Origin of the sequence: Mucilaginibacter sp. Mucisp86 (assembly GCF_047324315.1) — a bacterium.
Lineage (GTDB): Bacteria > Bacteroidota > Bacteroidia > Sphingobacteriales > Sphingobacteriaceae > Mucilaginibacter.
On the sequence record NZ_CP168503.1, the window covers coordinates 4,838,129 to 4,855,545 of the forward strand.

The 17,417-nt window shown below is 44.6% G+C and carries 10 protein-coding genes; 4 read left to right on the plus strand and 6 right to left on the minus strand.

The features are described 5' to 3' along the window. Positions 1–32: 32 nt before the first annotated feature. Positions 33–1,061: a LacI family DNA-binding transcriptional regulator gene (locus ACEN9X_RS20510; RefSeq protein WP_413666902.1), complete on the minus strand. Its 1,029-nt coding sequence runs from the start codon at positions 1,059–1,061 to the stop codon at positions 33–35. A 212-nt stretch (positions 1,062–1,273) separates the two neighbouring features. After that, entirely contained in the window at positions 1,274–3,853 is a 2,580-nt protein-coding gene (locus ACEN9X_RS20515; protein ID WP_413666903.1) for a glycosyl hydrolase 115 family protein, read from the minus strand. A gap of 592 nt (positions 3,854–4,445) precedes the next feature. On the opposite strand from ACEN9X_RS20515, the gene ACEN9X_RS20520 reads away from it, so the two are divergent. From ACEN9X_RS20520 to galB, 3 genes are all read left to right on the plus strand, one after another. Continuing rightward, entirely contained in the window at positions 4,446–7,577 is a 3,132-nt protein-coding gene (locus ACEN9X_RS20520; RefSeq protein WP_413666904.1) for a SusC/RagA family TonB-linked outer membrane protein, read from the plus strand. A gap of 11 nt (positions 7,578–7,588) precedes the next feature. Further along, a complete protein-coding gene (locus ACEN9X_RS20525) occupies positions 7,589–9,583 on the plus strand; it encodes a RagB/SusD family nutrient uptake outer membrane protein (protein ID WP_413666905.1) in 1,995 nt (664 codons plus the stop codon). Between the two features lie 160 nt (positions 9,584–9,743). Beyond that, on the plus strand, positions 9,744–12,473 hold the full coding sequence (galB, locus tag ACEN9X_RS20530) for a beta-galactosidase GalB (RefSeq protein ID WP_413666906.1): 2,730 nt from the start codon (positions 9,744–9,746) through the stop codon (positions 12,471–12,473). Between the two features lie 105 nt (positions 12,474–12,578). Here galB and ACEN9X_RS20535 read toward each other — a convergent pair whose 3' ends face one another. The 4 genes from ACEN9X_RS20535 to ACEN9X_RS20550 are packed head-to-tail and all read right to left on the minus strand — an operon-like array spanning position 12,579 to position 14,616. Further along, positions 12,579–13,448: an SRPBCC domain-containing protein gene (locus ACEN9X_RS20535; protein WP_413666907.1), complete on the minus strand. Its 870-nt coding sequence runs from the start codon at positions 13,446–13,448 to the stop codon at positions 12,579–12,581. Then, positions 13,430–13,846, minus strand: coding sequence for an LIC_13387 family protein (locus ACEN9X_RS20540; protein WP_413666908.1), 417 nt, complete (start codon positions 13,844–13,846; stop codon positions 13,430–13,432). The genes ACEN9X_RS20535 and ACEN9X_RS20540 overlap by 19 nt, the downstream gene beginning before the upstream one ends. Beyond that, positions 13,836–14,291, minus strand: coding sequence for an SRPBCC family protein (locus ACEN9X_RS20545; RefSeq protein ID WP_413666909.1), 456 nt, complete (start codon positions 14,289–14,291; stop codon positions 13,836–13,838). Before ACEN9X_RS20545 ends, ACEN9X_RS20540 begins: the two co-directional genes overlap by 11 nt. 1 nt (position 14,292) lies before the next feature. After that, a complete protein-coding gene (locus tag ACEN9X_RS20550; protein WP_091214294.1) occupies positions 14,293–14,616 on the minus strand; it encodes an ArsR/SmtB family transcription factor in 324 nt (107 codons plus the stop codon). Positions 14,617–14,961: 345 nt separating this feature from the next. On the opposite strand from ACEN9X_RS20550, the gene ACEN9X_RS20555 reads away from it, so the two are divergent. Then, entirely contained in the window at positions 14,962–17,409 is a 2,448-nt protein-coding gene (locus ACEN9X_RS20555; RefSeq protein WP_413666910.1) for a bifunctional YncE family protein/alkaline phosphatase family protein, read from the plus strand. The last annotated feature ends 8 nt before the right edge of the window (positions 17,410–17,417 follow it).

Consider the following 17,417-nt stretch of genomic DNA (forward strand, 5'->3'; position numbering starts at 1 on the left):
AAGGGGACAAACCAAGTAAGGCATCAGTTTTATTACTGCAGCTTATCCCGAAGGGATGATTCGCGGATAATCAATTCAGATCGTAGTATAAGCCCGTGCGTTTGCTGAAGGTCCTGTTTGCCGAGTAAATAATTGATCATTAATTTGGCTGCAGCTTCTCCCATTTCATAGCCTTTGTAGTTTACAGTTGTGAGTGCCGGCTCAATTACAGTGGCAGTTGGGTCATTGTTAAATCCGGCAACTGCTATATCATCAGGGATATTTATCCCTTCTTTTTTTAAGGCCTGCATACAGCCTACTGCGCATATGTCATTGGCCACAAACAAACCATCGGGGCGCGGCTGCATCTTTAAAATTTCATATGCAGTCTCAGCACCCGCTTCACTGGTAAGGTCATTAATGATCACTAAATTATGGTCAAACCCGATATGGTTTTCTTCTAAAGCTTTTTTATAGCCCTCAAAACGTTCTGAGTATACATTACGTAACTGATTGCCTCCTATATGGACTATCTTTTTGCATCCTTGTTTTATAAGGTGGCTGGTAATATCATATGCCGCTTTGTAATTGTCGATGTAAATTTGCGGGCACGATGCATGATCAAACACACGATCGAAAAATATAACAGGGATATTACGTTTAATAAATGGCTCAAAGTGGTCGAAGCTGGTAGTATCATACGCTACGGAAACCAGTAAGCCATCTACCCGGTTATTAAGCATCGCTTTTGCGTTGCTGGCCTCTTTTTTCATCGTTTCAAGCGATTGACTTATAAAAAGGTTATAGTTGTTATTGTTAACTACCTTTTCAATGCCGGCAAGTACATCGGCCATAAAGTTGCTGTTTAGCCGGGGGACTATTACCCCAATAACATTGCTTTGCTTTTTACGGAGGTTGCTTGCAAATGAATTAGAACGGTAACCCATTTCATCTGCTGTTTTCACAATCAGTTTTTTTGTTGCCTTGCTAACCCTTGGATGATCTTTCAGACCCCTGCTAACAGTTGCAGCCGAAATATTAAGTTTCGCCGCGATATCGTAAATAGTTATCTCTTTTTGCACGCTTTTTAGGGGAATGTGGTTTACCGGTTTATCTATAAATATATAAATAAAATAATAGCAAAGAACGAAAAATGCAATCGATTGTATTGTGGTTGAATTGTCATATACTCGCAGTATTCCGAATAGGGGAGTTATAAAACAAATTGAGCCTAATAAGTATCGCTTTAATTAGCGTAACTCATTAAAAATAAGTGGTTACGCTAATTGAAAACTTACCTGTCCGTTCTTTTGCCTGAATCGGGTGGACCGAGATAACTTGGTTTAAGTCCGCCTGTATTTAACACAACCCGTTCCAGTACAACGGCCGGGTCAACCATCCAGTATTTAATCGTATGTTTTCCGGCATGGCTGATATGATGTATCGTAGTTAGTTTCCTGATATTGTTCGATACGGTTTCTGACCAATCCCTGCTGTCTACTTTAGGGGCTATGTTCACCCGTTGCGGTTGCTCATCATCAATCGATACCGCATAATATAAGCCATTGCCATTTTTAAAATCAAGGGTAGGGGAGATGAAGCATGTAATTGCTACTTTACCGGTATCTGTCAAATTAACATCGTATTCTAAATGCGAAGAAGTTCCTCCCGGGGTTAAACGTGGAGCAGTTACCGGCCAGGGCGTTACGCCCGATATCGTGTTGCCAAAATCAGGAATAACTACCCAGGTTACATTCCCTGACGGTAAGGCCCGGTTATAATGCTCCGCTTCTATAGCTATGAACCCGCTTTTTTGGCCGGAGCCAACCTGCAAATTCAGTCCTGATGGCGCATCGGTAGACTTATGTAAAGAGTCCAAGCCTGCGCCAGCCTTAAACAATTCAGGCATCTTATTAGTCTTCGGATCAAACCATGATACATACCCGATATGCGTTTGGTCCATCATATGGTTCCATTTGCCGTTTGCCAGCTTGGTATTGTAATAGTCTGATATTTCCTGGTCACGGTCAAATAGTTTTTTAACGTTTGCTGCTGCCTGATCGGTCGCTGTGGAGTTTCCTGATTGCGCATAGAATTTGTTTTTCGCAGCCTCAAAATACATCTCATTTAAATTTGCACACGCCTGTATGGGATGAAGTACAAGTTCGAAGTAGGCATCTTTATATTCACTGCCAATAACTGTATTGATTTGCTCTGCTTCGGCCAGTAGGTTGCTGTAATCGCTAACCACCCGACCAAATTCATTATAGTTGGAGAAGCTGTATGTGTTTTGATTTAATAGTTCCGGCTTACATCTGGCATTGTAACGGGTATAACGTGTAAGCATGCCTGCTATTTGGGAGGCATATTGAGTGCCAAATTGCTGCGCCGCCCATTGTTGCGCATAACTACCCAGGTTTGAAGCAGACCATTTTTCGGGGTTCCAGGCATAATCCAGGAAAAAGCTGATCGGGTACTCCATGGGTTTCAGATCGCCTACATTTACAACCCATATCTGCCTGGCGTTATACGTATAGGCCAGGTGCATTTGCTCCCAGGTTTTTGATATGGTGTTGGTGTTTAGCCATTTATAGTTTCTTGGGCCGCCAACGTAATCAAAATGATAATAAATGCCATATCCACCTTTTCTTGGCTTTGATGTTAATGAAGGCAGTTTACGGATATTGCCCCAGTTATCATCACACAATAAAAGTGTAACATCATCCGGAACGCGCATCCCCTTATCATAATAATCTTGTACCTCCTTATATAAGGCCCACATCTGCGGAACGCTTTCCGGCGATTTTTTTAGTACTTCTCCTATAATGTTCCGCTGGTCTTTAACAATGTTTTCTAACAGTGCTATATTGCTGCCCTCGGTCATAGGTTTATCGCCGTCACCCCGCATGCCAATGGTTACAACTGTTTCTTTGGTACCCATGTTTTCAATTCCCTGCCGCCAGAATGATTGCAGCACCTCCTTGTTATTTTCGTAATTCCACTCACCTTTGCCATATTTCTTCCATTCTTGCTGCGCGCGGTCCATCGGTTCATGGTGGGATGTGCCCATAACAACGCCATATTCATCGGCAAGTACGGGGTTTTGCATGTCGTCATCATTAAAGGCACTGCCCCACATAGCTGGCCACAGATAATTGCCTTTTAACCGTAAAATAAGCTCAAACATTCTTTCATAGACGAGATGATTGATACCTCCAAATTTTTCACGTGCCCAGCCCGAAAACGCGGGAGCTTCATCATTGATAAAAATGCCGCGGTATTTCACAGCCGGACTGCCATCCGTATGTTTGAGTGGGTTAACATAAATTGCTTTTTTATGTGCAGGAGGCACATCTGCCCACCAGTACCAGGGAGATACGCCTATCTGGGCCGAAAGATCGTAGACCCCGAAAATTGTACCACGTTTATCGCTGCCGGCAATAACAAGTGCCTGGTCAACTCCCGGAAAAGGCCGGTTAACAGCCTGTATTACGTAGCTTTCCCATTTGCCTGCTACTCCGTTAACGTTTAATTGCCCGTTTTTTACCATTTTGTCTATAACCGGATTTTTTCCGAGGGTACCTACAATTACCAGTCTTTTTGATTTAGGAGATGCTGCCAAAACCGCGGTTTTACCGGTTACGGCCTGGATGTCCTTCAAAAAGCTGCCAACTGCCAGCCGCACGCCTGGCCATTCGTTTTCACTTAACCATACCAGCGAGCTGCCTGTTTCATTAACGAGAGGAAAATAACCGGCGGTTATTTGCTCACTTATTAAATGAGGGTGCCCCGGTGACTGGGCCATCACACCGCTTTTAAAAACAATGGTGGATAAAATTGCCAGCGTTAAACTGATTGTTTTTCTAAATATCATCTCTTATTAAAGTTTACTATATCCGGTATACTTGTTTCGGTTCAGGAGATTGTCCTGGCATCCTAAACAAGGGCTAATGATTTCTTAAATGTTGTTATAAATGGCTTAAAAATGGTATGCTTTATCGGGCAATAAATCCCTTACGGCCTTAAAATTGGTGTAATTTATAAAAATAAAATTGCAATCGATTGCACAATTAAATTTTTGTTGTATCTTGCCTTCGCCAATTAAACAAAGTTTTAACCCAAGTTCCTCTTATGGATTGCTTTATGAACCTTATATATGCCATAATTACGCGTTCTTATAATTTTGCCGTAATTGAGCAATCGATTGCCAATAGGGGTAATTTATTACTACAATTGAATAGAACGGGTGCTGGGTTCTTAGCTAAATAATTATAAACCATTATCAAAATTTTAAAAAAAAGGAGTTTTTGATGCTTTGGTTTTGCAATCGATTGCGTGAAAATTTCGAATATAAAAAAATATAATGATCAATTGATAAACAAAGGCGGAAGTCAGCCAGTCAAGGACCGGGGATTTTCAGGAAGGACTTATTAAAACCTACACTTCTAACCATTATAAAATGAATTATGCGAGTAAAAATTTACACAAAACATGAATGGGGTGCTGACCTGCCCCTTTTTAAAAAGACGGCTGCAATTTTTTTGATTGCCCTGTTAAGTTTTTTTTCTTTTAACCTGTATGCCCAAAATAAACCTGTTAAAGGGCGGGTGATAGATGAACGGGGACAGGGAATTGCCGGGGCCACCGTACGCGTTAAAGGCGTTAAAAGCGGCACAATTACAGATGCCGACGGCGGTTTCCAGATTTCATCGCCGGGAAATGCCGTTTTGCACATAACATCAGTAGGCTATGTTGCTCAGGACCTTACTTTAAATAACCAGACGAACGTTATGGTAACACTGGCATTAGAGCCTAAAAGCCTGAACGATGTTATTGTTGTGGGATATGGCAGCCAGCGAAAGGAGGCCGTTACCGGTTCTGTTGCTTCCATCAGCGGAGCAAAACTTAACGAAGTGCCATCGGCGAATATTGCGCAGGCCTTACAGGGGCGTGTAGCAGGCATTGAACTGGCACAAACCTCAACAAAACCGGGTGCAACCATGCAAATCCGTATTCGTGGTACACGTTCCATCAATGCTTCCAACGATCCGTTGATCGTGCTGGATGGGATCCCTTTTGGCGGAACAATTGCCGATATCAGTCCTGATGATATCAAAAGTGTTGACATCCTCAAGGATGCGTCGGCCACGGCAATTTATGGTTCACGTGGTGCCAACGGTGTTATTTTGATCACTACCAAAAAAGGCAGCACTGGCCAGGAGCCCCAGGTAGCATACTCGGGTTATTACGGCGCTAAGGACGTATTGAAATATCCGATGATGCAGTCGGGCAAATATCTTGCACTGAGAAAAAGGGCCGGCTTGAACAAAAACCCGGGCGCAGATGAGGATACTACAGGCAACACCAACACCGATTGGCAACACCTGTTTTACAGACCAGCCGCGGTAACTAATCATGACGTAAGTGTTACCGGCGGTACCAATAAAGGAAGTTATAAATTTGGTGTTGGTTATTACCGGGATGAAGCCCCGGTGCCGCTTTCACAATATAACCGTATCTCATTACGCGGATCGCTTGATCAGGGAATAGGTAAACTGTTCAGGGTTGGCTTTACTACCAACAATAGCTATAGCATTACCGATGGTTCCAGCATTGGTATGTATGGCGTATTGAGCATGTCGCCGTTGGCAAATCCTTTCAATGCCGATGGAAGTACCAAAAGGGTGGTTACCATGCCACAGGACATTCAGTGGGTGCAAACCAGGAAAACAATGGATGCACTTGGCGATCAGTACGCGAATCGGACAAAAGAATTTGCTTCTTATAACTCCCTTTATGGCGAAATGAAGATTCCGGGAGTTGAGGGATTAAAATATCGCCTGAACCTGGGCGGTAATATCCGTACCAGCTTTAACGGTAGCTATACTGGTGTTGGTGTTTTTAGTTCTGATCCGGCAAATCCTAATGTTGCATCTACCACTAACTCACTTACTACCCAATGGACAGTTGAAAACTTGTTATTTTACGATAAAACTTTTGCGCAGAAACATACCATCAATGTAACTGCATTATACTCTTCTGAGCAGGTAAATTACAACAATCAGTCTATCAGCAGAAGGAACCTGGCCGGCGATACTTTTCAGTATTATAACCTGGGCCAAACCTCAACCGGTAGTAATGATGATATTACCATTGACCCTAATAACCAGGCTTACACCCAAAGCGGCCTGATGTCATACATGGGGCGTATCATGTACTCATATGATGATCGTTATATGCTCAGCGCTACTTTCAGGAGCGATGCCTCGTCACGACTGGCCGCAGGTCACAAATGGCATAGTTACCCTGCAATTTCAGCAGGCTGGAATATCTCAAGGGAATCTTTCATGAAAGATGTTAATTGGGTTACTTCATTGAAATTGCGTGCCGGTTATGGTCAAACTTCCAACCAGTCGGTAGCGCCTTACGCTACGCTTGGCCAGTTAAGTGTACGCCCATATAACTTTGGCAGCACAAACGCCAATGGTTATTACGTAACTGTACTGCCTAACCCGCAACTGGGCTGGGAATATTCAAAAACTAAAAACCTTGGTTTGGACTTCTCTTTGTTCAACAGCCGTCTTTCCGGTACCGTTGAAGGTTATGTTACCAATACAAACAACCTGTTGTTAAGTGTGGGCTTGCCTTCAACATCAGGCGTAAGCAGTTATACCGGCAACGTAGGTTCAACACAAAACAAAGGTTTTGAGATCTCGCTTAACGGTACCATCATAAGCAATAACAATGGCTGGAGCTGGGATTTAGGAGTAAACCTTTACCGCAACGTTAATAAAGTTGTGAGCCTGGCATCGGGCCAAACCAGGGACGAAAGCAACTGGCTTTTTGTAGGCCATCCTTTAAACGTCATATTCGATTATAAAAAAGTAGGTATCTGGCAGGCCAATGAGGCTACTGCCGTTAAGCAGTACGAAGGCAGCGGAGGACAGGTTGGAATGATCAAGGTATTATATACCGGCGGTTATAATGCCGATGGATCTCCGAGCCGCATCATCGGATCTGCCGATAGACAGATCCTGGATGCTGATCCTAAATTTCAGGGAGGCTTCAATACAAGGGTTGCTTATAAGGCCATTGACCTTACCATAGTAGGCGCATTTGTAAGCGGCGGTATCCTGAACAGCACCCTGTATGGGTCAAATGGTTATCTTAACCTTGAAGACGGGAGGCGCGGACAGATTGATATCAATTACTGGACACCTGATAACCCTGGCGCACAGTTCCCTGATCCTAACGGCCCTAAAAACAGTAACAATCCAAAGTACGGATCTACGCTGGGCTATTTTGACGGATCGTACCTGAAAATACGGGCCATTACCCTGGGCTATAACTTTTCAGGAAAATGGATGAACCATATTGGCATGAAGCGATTGAGGGTTTATGCAACCGCTCAAAATCCATTTGTATTCTTCTCTCCTTATTACAAGCAATCAGGTATGGACCCTGAGCCAAATTCATTCGCCAATGACGGTGCAAACATGGCCGTGGCTTACGGATCTGGACAAAGAAGATTGTTAACTGTAGGGTATAATACGCCTAATACACGTAATTATCTGGTGGGTCTTAATGTATCATTTTAAAATATGCAACAATGAATCGAGTATACAACAATATATTAAGGTTATCTGTCCTGACTATGTTTACCATGACAGGTTGTAAAAAAATCCTGGATGAAAAGCCACGCGCAATTTTCACGCCCGATTATTTCAAAACACAGGCTGGTGTGGTAGGTGGTATCACTTCGTGCTACGGCCATATGCGTTACATGTACGGTAATGGTTATTTTCTTAATTCAAATGAGATTAGTACCGATGAAGCAACCTGGGGCCAAAACTCCGATGGTAACGTGAAAAACCTCGACTTTTCAGGGGTAGGTACCATTGATCCAGCATCGAGCAATACCGGTATTTTATGGGGCGCTGCATTCCCTAACATCAATACCGCCAGCGGTGTAATTGAAAATGGGGCGGCGGTTGGCGTTTCAGATGCGCTGATTGCAGAAGCCAGGTTTTTCCGCGCTTTTGATTATTTTCTGCTGGTTCAAACCTTTGGCGGCGTACCGCTTGATCTTGGGGCCGGCGAACTGAAATTCAATACCTCTACGGTGCGGACATCTAAACGCAATACCGTACCAGAGGTTTATACCAAAGCGGTATTCCCGGATTTGCTGACAGCTATTGATAAATTACCAACCTCGGGCCGTGTTGTGGGTGGCGTTACCCAAACTGTAGCACGCCTGTTTTTGGCTAAGGCATATTTAACTTATGGTTGGTGGTTACAAAACCCTAATGGCATCCCTACTTATCCTGATGCGCAGCGTACAGACCCGGCCGGCCACAATGCTGCATGGTATTTCCAGGCCGCTTATGATACAGCGACAGCAGCAATTCAAAGCCCTGGTCCGTTTGGTTTACAGCCTACGTTTTATGATGTTAGCGTAGCAACAAATGATCGCAATAACGAAACCCTTTTATATGCCGATCATACCCAGTCGAGCAGTATTTATAACGGCGGCGATCTTAGCTACAGCGGCGGAGGTTTCAGCACCGATAGTTTTGCAGCCTGGTTTGAGCAATGGAACTATACCAATATAAAAAGCAGTACATCCGCAACGGCTTGGGCAGCTGTTAGTTCGGTACAGCGCGCTGCCGTACAGTCGCTTGGCCGCCCATGGACAATGCTTGCCCCGCCTCAGGCAATATTTAAAAACACTTTTGCCGATAAGACCAATGATTCGCGTTACGATGGCACATTTGTGACCAGGTACCGTACAAATTTCGTGGAGGCAGCAGTCAAGGTTAATGGGGCTACTCCGGCTTTCCTTTACAATGCCAACTTCCTGCCCGTAGCAGAAAATGATCCTGTATTGAGCTTTTTAAATACAGACGTGGGAGGCGTAGATTATTCAAATGCTAAATTCAACAGTACTGTGGGCGCCGGAGTTTTACCCGGAAGGGCAGATTATGTAATAGAGCCGAGTGCTTTCAGCAGGATCTGTTACCCAGGTACATGGAAATTGGGCCCGTACCGTACAGATAACAACGGAGGCCTTGGATCGCCAAATGGAAGTCTTACCCGTCCTTTTCCTGTAGCAAAATTCTCTGAATTGTTTTTTATTGCAGCAGAAGCAGCTGTTAAGGGAGCCACAACAAAGGCCGTTAGCGGAACTTATGCAAATGATGGAACTGCAAGAGGATTGATCAATGTTATCCGTGCCCGTGCCGGCAAGTGGCGCTTTGATAATGGTAATAACGTAACCAAAATTGAAGACAACAGCGCGGCAATGATCGCAGCTACTCCGGGAACTATCGATATTAACTATATTTTAGCCGAAAGGACACGTGAGTATTTTGGAGAAGGCTATCGTTGGTTTGATTTGGTGCGCACCCAAAAGTGGACTGAATTAAGCAGCAGTTTCCAGATTGCAGGCGCTACAAATCCTAACGATTGGAAAGATCATACGGTTTCAACCGTTAGCCGCACTATAACACCGGCTTATTACCTGCGTCCGATTCCACAATCGCAACTGGACGGAATGGATATGAGTGCTGCGGATAAAAAAGCATACCAAAACCCCGGATATTAATCGGGGGAATACCTTTCATCATCAACAAATAATCAGGGAGAGGAGATCTTTTCTCCCTGATTTATTTATAATTGAGTAATCTTCTCTGCCCGGTTTTTATATGAAATTTAAACAGCCCGTTGCTCCCGCACAATTAAGTTTTTTAAAAGAAATCCTTTATATGGCAAAGTTAAAGCGCTTGCCGCTTGTTTCGTTTTTGGCGATCTTGATATCGATCCCTGCTATTGCCCAACAAAAAAAAGAAAAGCTTACAGCGGGGAGGGAGCGGATCAATATCAATAAAGGCTGGATGTTTTACCGGTATGATGATAAAGGCGATAACCTGATATATGATGAACGCCCGGCCGTTTATAATAAACATGACGACATAGTTGCCGACAGCCGCCCGGCGCAGGCCAATTTTGAAGGCACATCCGAAAAGGTGTTAAAAAAATGGATCCTGCCATCCGCCAACGATTTTATTGCAGATGCATCAAAACACTACCTCAGGCCTGCGGGAAATCCCGGTGAAAATTTTCCATTTGTACAGGAAGGCTTTAACGACCGGCAATGGCAACATATAGACCTTCCGCATGACTGGGCCGCAAAGGGGCCTTTTTATACAGACACCAATGCCGTTGTAGGCGGAGGCATGGGCCGGTTGCCTGTTCAGGGTGTTGCCTGGTACAGGAAAAAGATCACTATCCCGGCTGCCGATAAATCCAGGTTTATTTATTTTGATATTGATGGCGCCATGTCATACGCCATGGTGTGGTTAAACGGCAAGCTGGTTGGTGGCTGGCCCTACGGCTACAATTCTTTCAGGCTGGATTTAACACCATATGTCAAATTTGGTGGCGCTAATCAGATTGCTATCAGGTTGGATAACCCACCCAATTCGTCAAGATGGTATCCCGGGAGTGGCCTTTACCGCAACGTCTGGCTTACTAAAACAAACGCTGTGCAGGTAGCGCAATGGGGCACAACAGTTCAAACCTCCAATGTGTCCGAATCAGCGGCAACTGTAGCATTGAAAATTAATGTGGAAAACAAGGGAAATAAAGATCAGCAGGTAAAAGTGGTTACTGGTATTTACAATACTGATAATGCATCGGGAGTAGAAAAGCTGGTAGTTAATTTCCCGGTATCAGTTATTCATATTGATGATCATGCAAAGCAATCTGTAACAAATCAGGTAGTGCTTAGCCATCCGGCACTTTGGGGGCCGTTACCGCAACAAACGCCCAACCTGTATACCGCCGTAACACGGCTGTATGTGGGCTCACAGTTGGTTGATACTTACAGAACACCGTTTGGGATACGCGATATTAAATTTGATCCCGTTAAAGGAGTAATAGTTAATGGCCGGCAAATCAGGATCCAGGGTGTTAACCAGCATAACGACCTTGGTGCGCTTGGTGTTGCTTTCAACGCCAGGGCAACCGAGCGGCAACTCGAAATGTTAAGGGAATTAGGGTGTAACGCCATCCGCTTAGCACACAATCCGCCGGCACCTGAGTTGCTTGAAATGACAGATAAAATGGGATTCCTCGTTATTGATGAAGTGTTTGATTGCTGGAACCAGGGAAAAACGCCGTTGGATTTTCATCTTATTTTTCCCGAATGGTATGAAGCAGATATCCGCTCGTTTATCCGCAGGGATAAAAATCATCCATCAATTATTGCCTGGAGTTTCGGCAACGAAGTAGGGGAGCAATATACCGGTGATGCTGGGGCCGATGTAGCAAAAAAGCTGGCCGGTATTGTTAAGGACGAAGATTCGACAAGGCCGACAGCTGCATCCATGAACTATGCACGGCCCAATATGCCCTTCCCCGAATCAACCGACCTTATCTCCCTTAATTACCAGGGTGAAGGTATCAGGGATGCACCTGCCTATGCGGGGTTAAAAGGTATCAGAACAAGTCCCTTATATCCGGCATTTCACAGCAAATTTCCTCAAAAAATGATTGTAAGCAGCGAAACAGCATCTACCCTGAGTACACGAGGCACCTATATTTACCCCGTTACTAAAGAGATCAGCGCTCCTGTAAATGACACCTCGGGTGGCGACCCACGTCACAGGTACGTTAGTGCTTATGAGCTTTATACTGCTCAGTTCGGTGCTTCGCCGGATAAAGTTTTTATGTCGCAGGATAAACATCCCTTTGTTGCTGGTGAGTTTGTATGGTCGGGCTGGGACTATATAGGAGAGCCAACACCATATTACAGCTCCCGGAGTTCCTATTCAGGTATTATTGATCTTGCAGGGTTCAAAAAGGATAGGTTTTACCTGTACCAGTCACGCTGGCGTCCGGATCTTCCATTCGCTCACATACTGCCTCATTGGAGCTGGTCAGGAAGAGAGGGGAAAATTACGCCTGTCCATGTTTTTTCTTCGGCTGATGAGGCAGAACTGTTCCTGAATGGTAAGTCACAGGGGCGTATAAGAAAGAGCGCTTTTGAGTACCGGTTTAGGTGGGATAGCGTTAAATATCAACCCGGGCAACTTAAAGTAATAACTTATAAAAACGGACAATTGTGGGCTACCGAAACAATCAAAACCGCAGGTGCAGCATCAAAGTTAGCGCTAATGTCAGACCGTAAGGTAATCAAGGCGGACGGTTATGATCTTTCTTTCGTAACGGTAAAGGTACTGGATGAAGCAGGTGATTTGGTTCCCGGAGCAAATAATGATATTCAATTCTCAATCACAGGGCCAGGAGAAATTGTTGCGACCGATAATGGGGACCCATCAGATTTGGTAGCATTTCCGTCAAAGCGTAGAAAAGCGTTTAGCGGTATGGCGCTGGTTATTATAAAATCAAAAAGCGGGCAACCGGGCAACTTGATAATTAAGGCAGAGTCGACTGATGTAAAACCCGGAAACGTGATTGTTATTACTAAATAGACTCAGATAGCTAATGCGTGTTTTGAGTTTCAGTAATTCATTTATAAAAGCGGTCATTTTCTCCGTGAAAATGACCGCTTTTATTTTAACCGCTATTTTACGAATTCATCTTTGTTTAAAATCTCCCTTACCGGTTTCAAGATATGATTTCAGGCTGCGGGTGATCCAGTGTGTCCAGCCAGGCACGCAGTCTTTAAAACAGGCAATTCCTGCTACAAGGCCCACATGTGTAAAGGTGAGCGTGTTATCATTAATCTCAAAAACCATGTCTTGACCCTTCCATTCCGTTTTATCTTCGTACCAGGGCATATAGCAGTCATCTACGTGCCACACTACTTTTTTGCCGGGCACAAGCTCGACAACTGTATAGTTAAACCAGGCCTCCGGCCCCATTTTAATCACAAAGTGGTCTCCCTGTTTTGCTGCACTGCCTTCAAAGTTAACACCCCACCAGTTTGCCACTTCGCTTATTTTTTGTAACGCAGCTTCAGGGCTGATGGTAATATTAATGCTGGTGCTGAAACTGTTGGTAATGAAGTTTTGATAAACTTCCATGATGCCGCTCCATCCTTCATTAATACCGCGGGCTGCTTCACCCAGGCGTTCCACATTAAAGTGGGTTAGTTTTACGCGCGTTTGTTTATCGCCTTCCGGGATAAACTCTACTCTTACTTCGGTGTGCAGATCGGGATCAAACCGCAGATCGGCATCGGTTTGCCAATCAAGCGCAAACAAGGCGTAAGGATCGAAGACCAAAACTTTGCCCAGTTCGCTTTCATCGCCGTCTCTGTTATACCCGAGCCAGCGCCCGCCGGTTTTGGGCTCCAGGCCTACCCTTATCATTGGGCAGTCATCGGTATGGCCCGAAGCCGGCCACCAAAGCCCCATTTGGTTAACGAATACTTCAAAGGCGGTCTGTTGCGCCGCCGAAACGATAATTTCTTTTCGGATGGTGTTTAATTCGAGCGTTTCCATAATGGTGATTTAAAGTAAGCATATATGGTTGATAATCCTGCCAGCAGGGAAAACGCTGCGGCAAAGGGAAAGAAATAGATCAGTTCGATAGTACCCATAGAAAGCAGAAATAAACCGACGGGCAGGATGAACCTGTGATTGGGTTCGGCCGAAAGAAGCCAAAGCAGTGCGGTGAGCAACAGCAATACGCCAATCATGATGAAACCGTAACCATCAAAGAAAAGCCCAAGGCTAACGGAGCTGCCCATAAAGGGGAAATGGTTATTGTTCATTCCGTCAACCACGCGCTGTATGGTGGTATTTGGCGCTTGTTTCCAGGTCAACGCACCTATGGTATGGCCCAGTGTGTGCAGCAGCATTAAAATGGCGGCAATACGTAAAGCGATTTTAGGCTTCATATTCAACAGTGTTTTTATAAAGGTTCAGTATCATTCCCCATCCTTCATCCATGCTTTCCACAGCTTTGCCTCCCTCTCCCAAACGGTGGAGGTCTTTGTGTTCCATCAATACGCGGGTAGTTTTAGGGCCTTCAGCAATAAATTGAACTTCGACCTCTGTTGTGACGCCCGGGTCATATTGAAAATTGTCATTAATTTGCCAGTTGAGTACCAACAGATCATAAGGGTTCCAGCTTAGTACCGTACCGACATTTACTTCGCTGCCGTCTTCATGTTTGCTGTACCAGCGCCCGCCTTGTTCCTGCTCCAGCACCATTTCTATCATGGCGCATTTTCCCACATGATGTGTTTTAGGCCACCACAAATCCATTTTTTGGGTGAAAACCTTAAAACAGCTTTCCTGACCGGCGGCAATTAATAGTTCTTTTTTAATATTGGGTATCATATTAGTTTAGGTGTTCGTTTTCTTTTTCGGTTTTTTCGGCCAGTGCCTTGAAATTCGCCAAAGCATCATCCCAGAACTTATCCAGATAATTTCTCATAGCAATGATCCCTTCACGATTAAGTTCATAAATATTGTTATTGCCAACCGTTTTCAGGCTGATCAGCTTTGCTTCTTTCAGTACTTTCAGGTGCTGTGATACCGCAGGGCGGCTCACACTCATCCCTTCAGCAATATGTACCACTGATAAAGGACCTTGTTGTAACTTTTCAAAAATCGACCTCCGGGTCGGATCGCCTAATGCGTTAAAAGCCAGATTGCTGTTCATAGTTTAAATAGTAAGTATTTGCTTACCGTAAGTGTAAACTTACTAATAAAAATTGATTTTGCAAATTTTTTTTAATTAACCGGATCGCAGGCCTGCAGCCTAAAAGTTTATTGAATAAAATAGGTTATATCAGTTTCAAAAGCACCGGGAATAATATAAGCCTGGGATGTAAAAATTCGATATTTGATAGTACCAGCCGATTTCAATGACTTTGTTACAATAGAGCAGGTGGTACGGGGGCATGATTTAATAATAGGTTAATATTGGTGGTCTACTTTTAACCGCACATCAATTGTATGATATGTTTGTCAGGTATTGACAATCGAAAAAAATTAATTAAAAGTTATGTCGCTAAAAAAAATATTATGTCTGATTGCCCTGTTACTTATTTGCAGCAGGTTTGTTCGGGCTCAGGATCTTGCTACTATCGAAAATAAGCGGGTGAAATTGCCAAACGGATGGTCGTTAACACCCGTAGGTAAGAGTTTACCTCTCGGCGACCTGCCTTTAAATATCGCAGTAAGCAAAAGCCACCATTATGCAGCCGTCACCAATAACGGCCAGAGTGTTCAAACTATTCAACTGTTAGATGCCCGTACAGATCGTGAGCTTGATAAAGTATTGATCAGTAAAGCCTGGGGTGGCCTGGTTTTCAGTGCAGACGAGCAATCGCTCTACGCCTCCGGTGGTGATAATAACTGGATTATCCGTTATGCTATTACAAATGATAAGCTGCTTGCTGCTGATACCATAAAACTGGGCGAAGCTTGGAGTAAAAAGCCCAATTCGGCATCTATTTCGCCTACAGGCCTGGCGATTGACGACAAGCGGGGGATTTTATACGTTGTTACCAAACTTGATAATAGTTTGTACCTTATCGATCTTAAAACAAAAAATATCCTTCAGCAGGTTAAATTAGGTACCGAAGCCTATACCTGCCTGTTATCACCTGATATGTCAAAGCTGTACATAAGTCTTTGGGGAGGTGATAAGGTGGCCATATTTGATACCAAAGAAAATAAGCTAACGAATGCCATTGCGGTTGGCGATAACCCTAATGACCTGTGTATTTCGCGCAATGGGAAATACTTGTACGTAGCTAACGCCAATGACAATACGGTATCTGTAATTGATGTGCGCAAAGCAAAGGTGCTGGAAACGCTAAATACTGCAGTATCACCAACGCCGCTTAGCGGCACTACCAGTAACTCGGTAGCGCTTAGCAATGATGGAAAAACACTGTATATAGCCAATGCCGATAATAACTGCCTGGCTGTATTTGATGTTACAAAGCCGGGTGCCAGTCAGTCGCTTGGTTTTGTGCCTACAGGCTGGTTCCCGAGTGTTGTGCGCGTTATAGATGATAAATTATATGTTGCCAATGCCAAAGGTTTTTCGTCGCTGCCTAATCCGCATGGGCCTAACCCGGCAGCCAAAAACCAAACAGTGGTACTACATGGGGGCGATCCGTTCAGGCCTGCACGTACAGAATACATTGGCGGCGGCTTACTAATGGGGACTTTGAGCATCATCCCGACACCAACAGCCAAACAACTGCCGGTTTATTCGCAGGCTGTAGTTCACAACACACCTTACCATCGCGAACAGGAAACAACAGCATGCAGCGAAGATGGTAATCCCATTCCGGCTAAAGTAGGAGCGGCCTCGCCAATAAAATATGTTTTTTATGTAATCCAGGAAAACCGGACCTACGACCAGGTATTGTCAGATATGCCAAAAGGCAATGGTGATACCAGTCTGCTATTGTTCGGCAAACGTATTACGCCTAATCATCACGCATTGGCGGAAAATTTTGTACTGCTCGACAATTTTTACGTAGATGGCGAAGTTAGCGCCGATGGTCATAACTGGAGCCTGGGCGCTTACGCTACTGATTATATGGAAAAAAACTGGCCAACCAGTTATGGCAACCGAGGCCCCGGTGCAGTTGGCCTTACGGCAAAAAACAAACTATACATTTGGGATCAGGCCAACCGGTATAATGTAACTTTCCGCACTTATGGCGAGTTTATCAATGCCGATAACACGCCGCAGATCCCCATATTAAAAGATCATTTTACAAAGGCCTATCCAACCCATGATCTGCGTGACCCTGACACCCTGCGGTACCAGGCCTGGGAACATGACTTTGATTCGCTGATGCACAACAATGCCTTGCCACGGCTAAATACCATCCGCATGCTGTCTGACCATACCGAAGGCACCAGCCCGGGCAGGCCTACACCTTTTGCCCACGTTGCAGATAATGACGTTGCGGTTGGCAGGTTAGTAGAGCATATCAGCAAAAGCCCTATCTGGGGAAACAGCGTGATTTTTATACTGGAAGATGATGCCCAGAACGGCCCCGATCATGTTGATGCGCACCGTTCGCCTGCATACATTGCCGGGGGATTTGTAAAACGCAACTTTGTTGACCATACCATGTATTCTACCTCGTCAATGCTGCGTACTATCGAACTGATCCTCGGTTTACCGCCTATGACCCAGTATGATGCATCGGCTACGGCTATGTGGCGTTGTTTTAATAAAACGGCTGATACTACTCCTTTCAACAGCATCCGCTCCAATATTAGCCTTAACGAGCTTAACCCCAAGGGTACCAAGCTTGCCGGAATGGCTAAGGGGCTTGACTTTTCGGCCGTTGACCGCGTACCCGACGAGATCATGAACAACATGGTATGGAGAGCCATTAAAGGCGAAAATGCAATTGTACCAACGCCGGTTCGGGCAGCATTTGTAAAAGCTGTCCAAAAAGCTGACGACGATGATTAGTATAAAAA

Bases quoted from the DNA above. Each gene is read 5' to 3' on its own strand.
- ACEN9X_RS20515 (WP_413666903.1), bottom strand. From the start codon at position 3,853: ATGATATTTAGAAAAACAATCAGTTTAACGCTGGCAATTTTATCCACC.
- ACEN9X_RS20520 (WP_413666904.1), top strand. From the start codon at position 4,446: ATGCGAGTAAAAATTTACACAAAACATGAATGGGGTGCTGACCTGCCC.
- ACEN9X_RS20525 (WP_413666905.1), top strand. From the start codon at position 7,589: ATGAATCGAGTATACAACAATATATTAAGGTTATCTGTCCTGACTATG.
- galB (WP_413666906.1), top strand. From the start codon at position 9,744: ATGGCAAAGTTAAAGCGCTTGCCGCTTGTTTCGTTTTTGGCGATCTTG.
- ACEN9X_RS20535 (WP_413666907.1), bottom strand. From the start codon at position 13,448: ATGGAAACGCTCGAATTAAACACCATCCGAAAAGAAATTATCGTTTCG.
- ACEN9X_RS20540 (WP_413666908.1), bottom strand. From the start codon at position 13,846: ATGAAGCCTAAAATCGCTTTACGTATTGCCGCCATTTTAATGCTGCTG.
- ACEN9X_RS20545 (WP_413666909.1), bottom strand. From the start codon at position 14,291: ATGATACCCAATATTAAAAAAGAACTATTAATTGCCGCCGGTCAGGAA.
- ACEN9X_RS20550 (WP_091214294.1), bottom strand. From the start codon at position 14,616: ATGAACAGCAATCTGGCTTTTAACGCATTAGGCGATCCGACCCGGAGG.
- ACEN9X_RS20555 (WP_413666910.1), top strand. From the start codon at position 14,962: ATGTCGCTAAAAAAAATATTATGTCTGATTGCCCTGTTACTTATTTGC.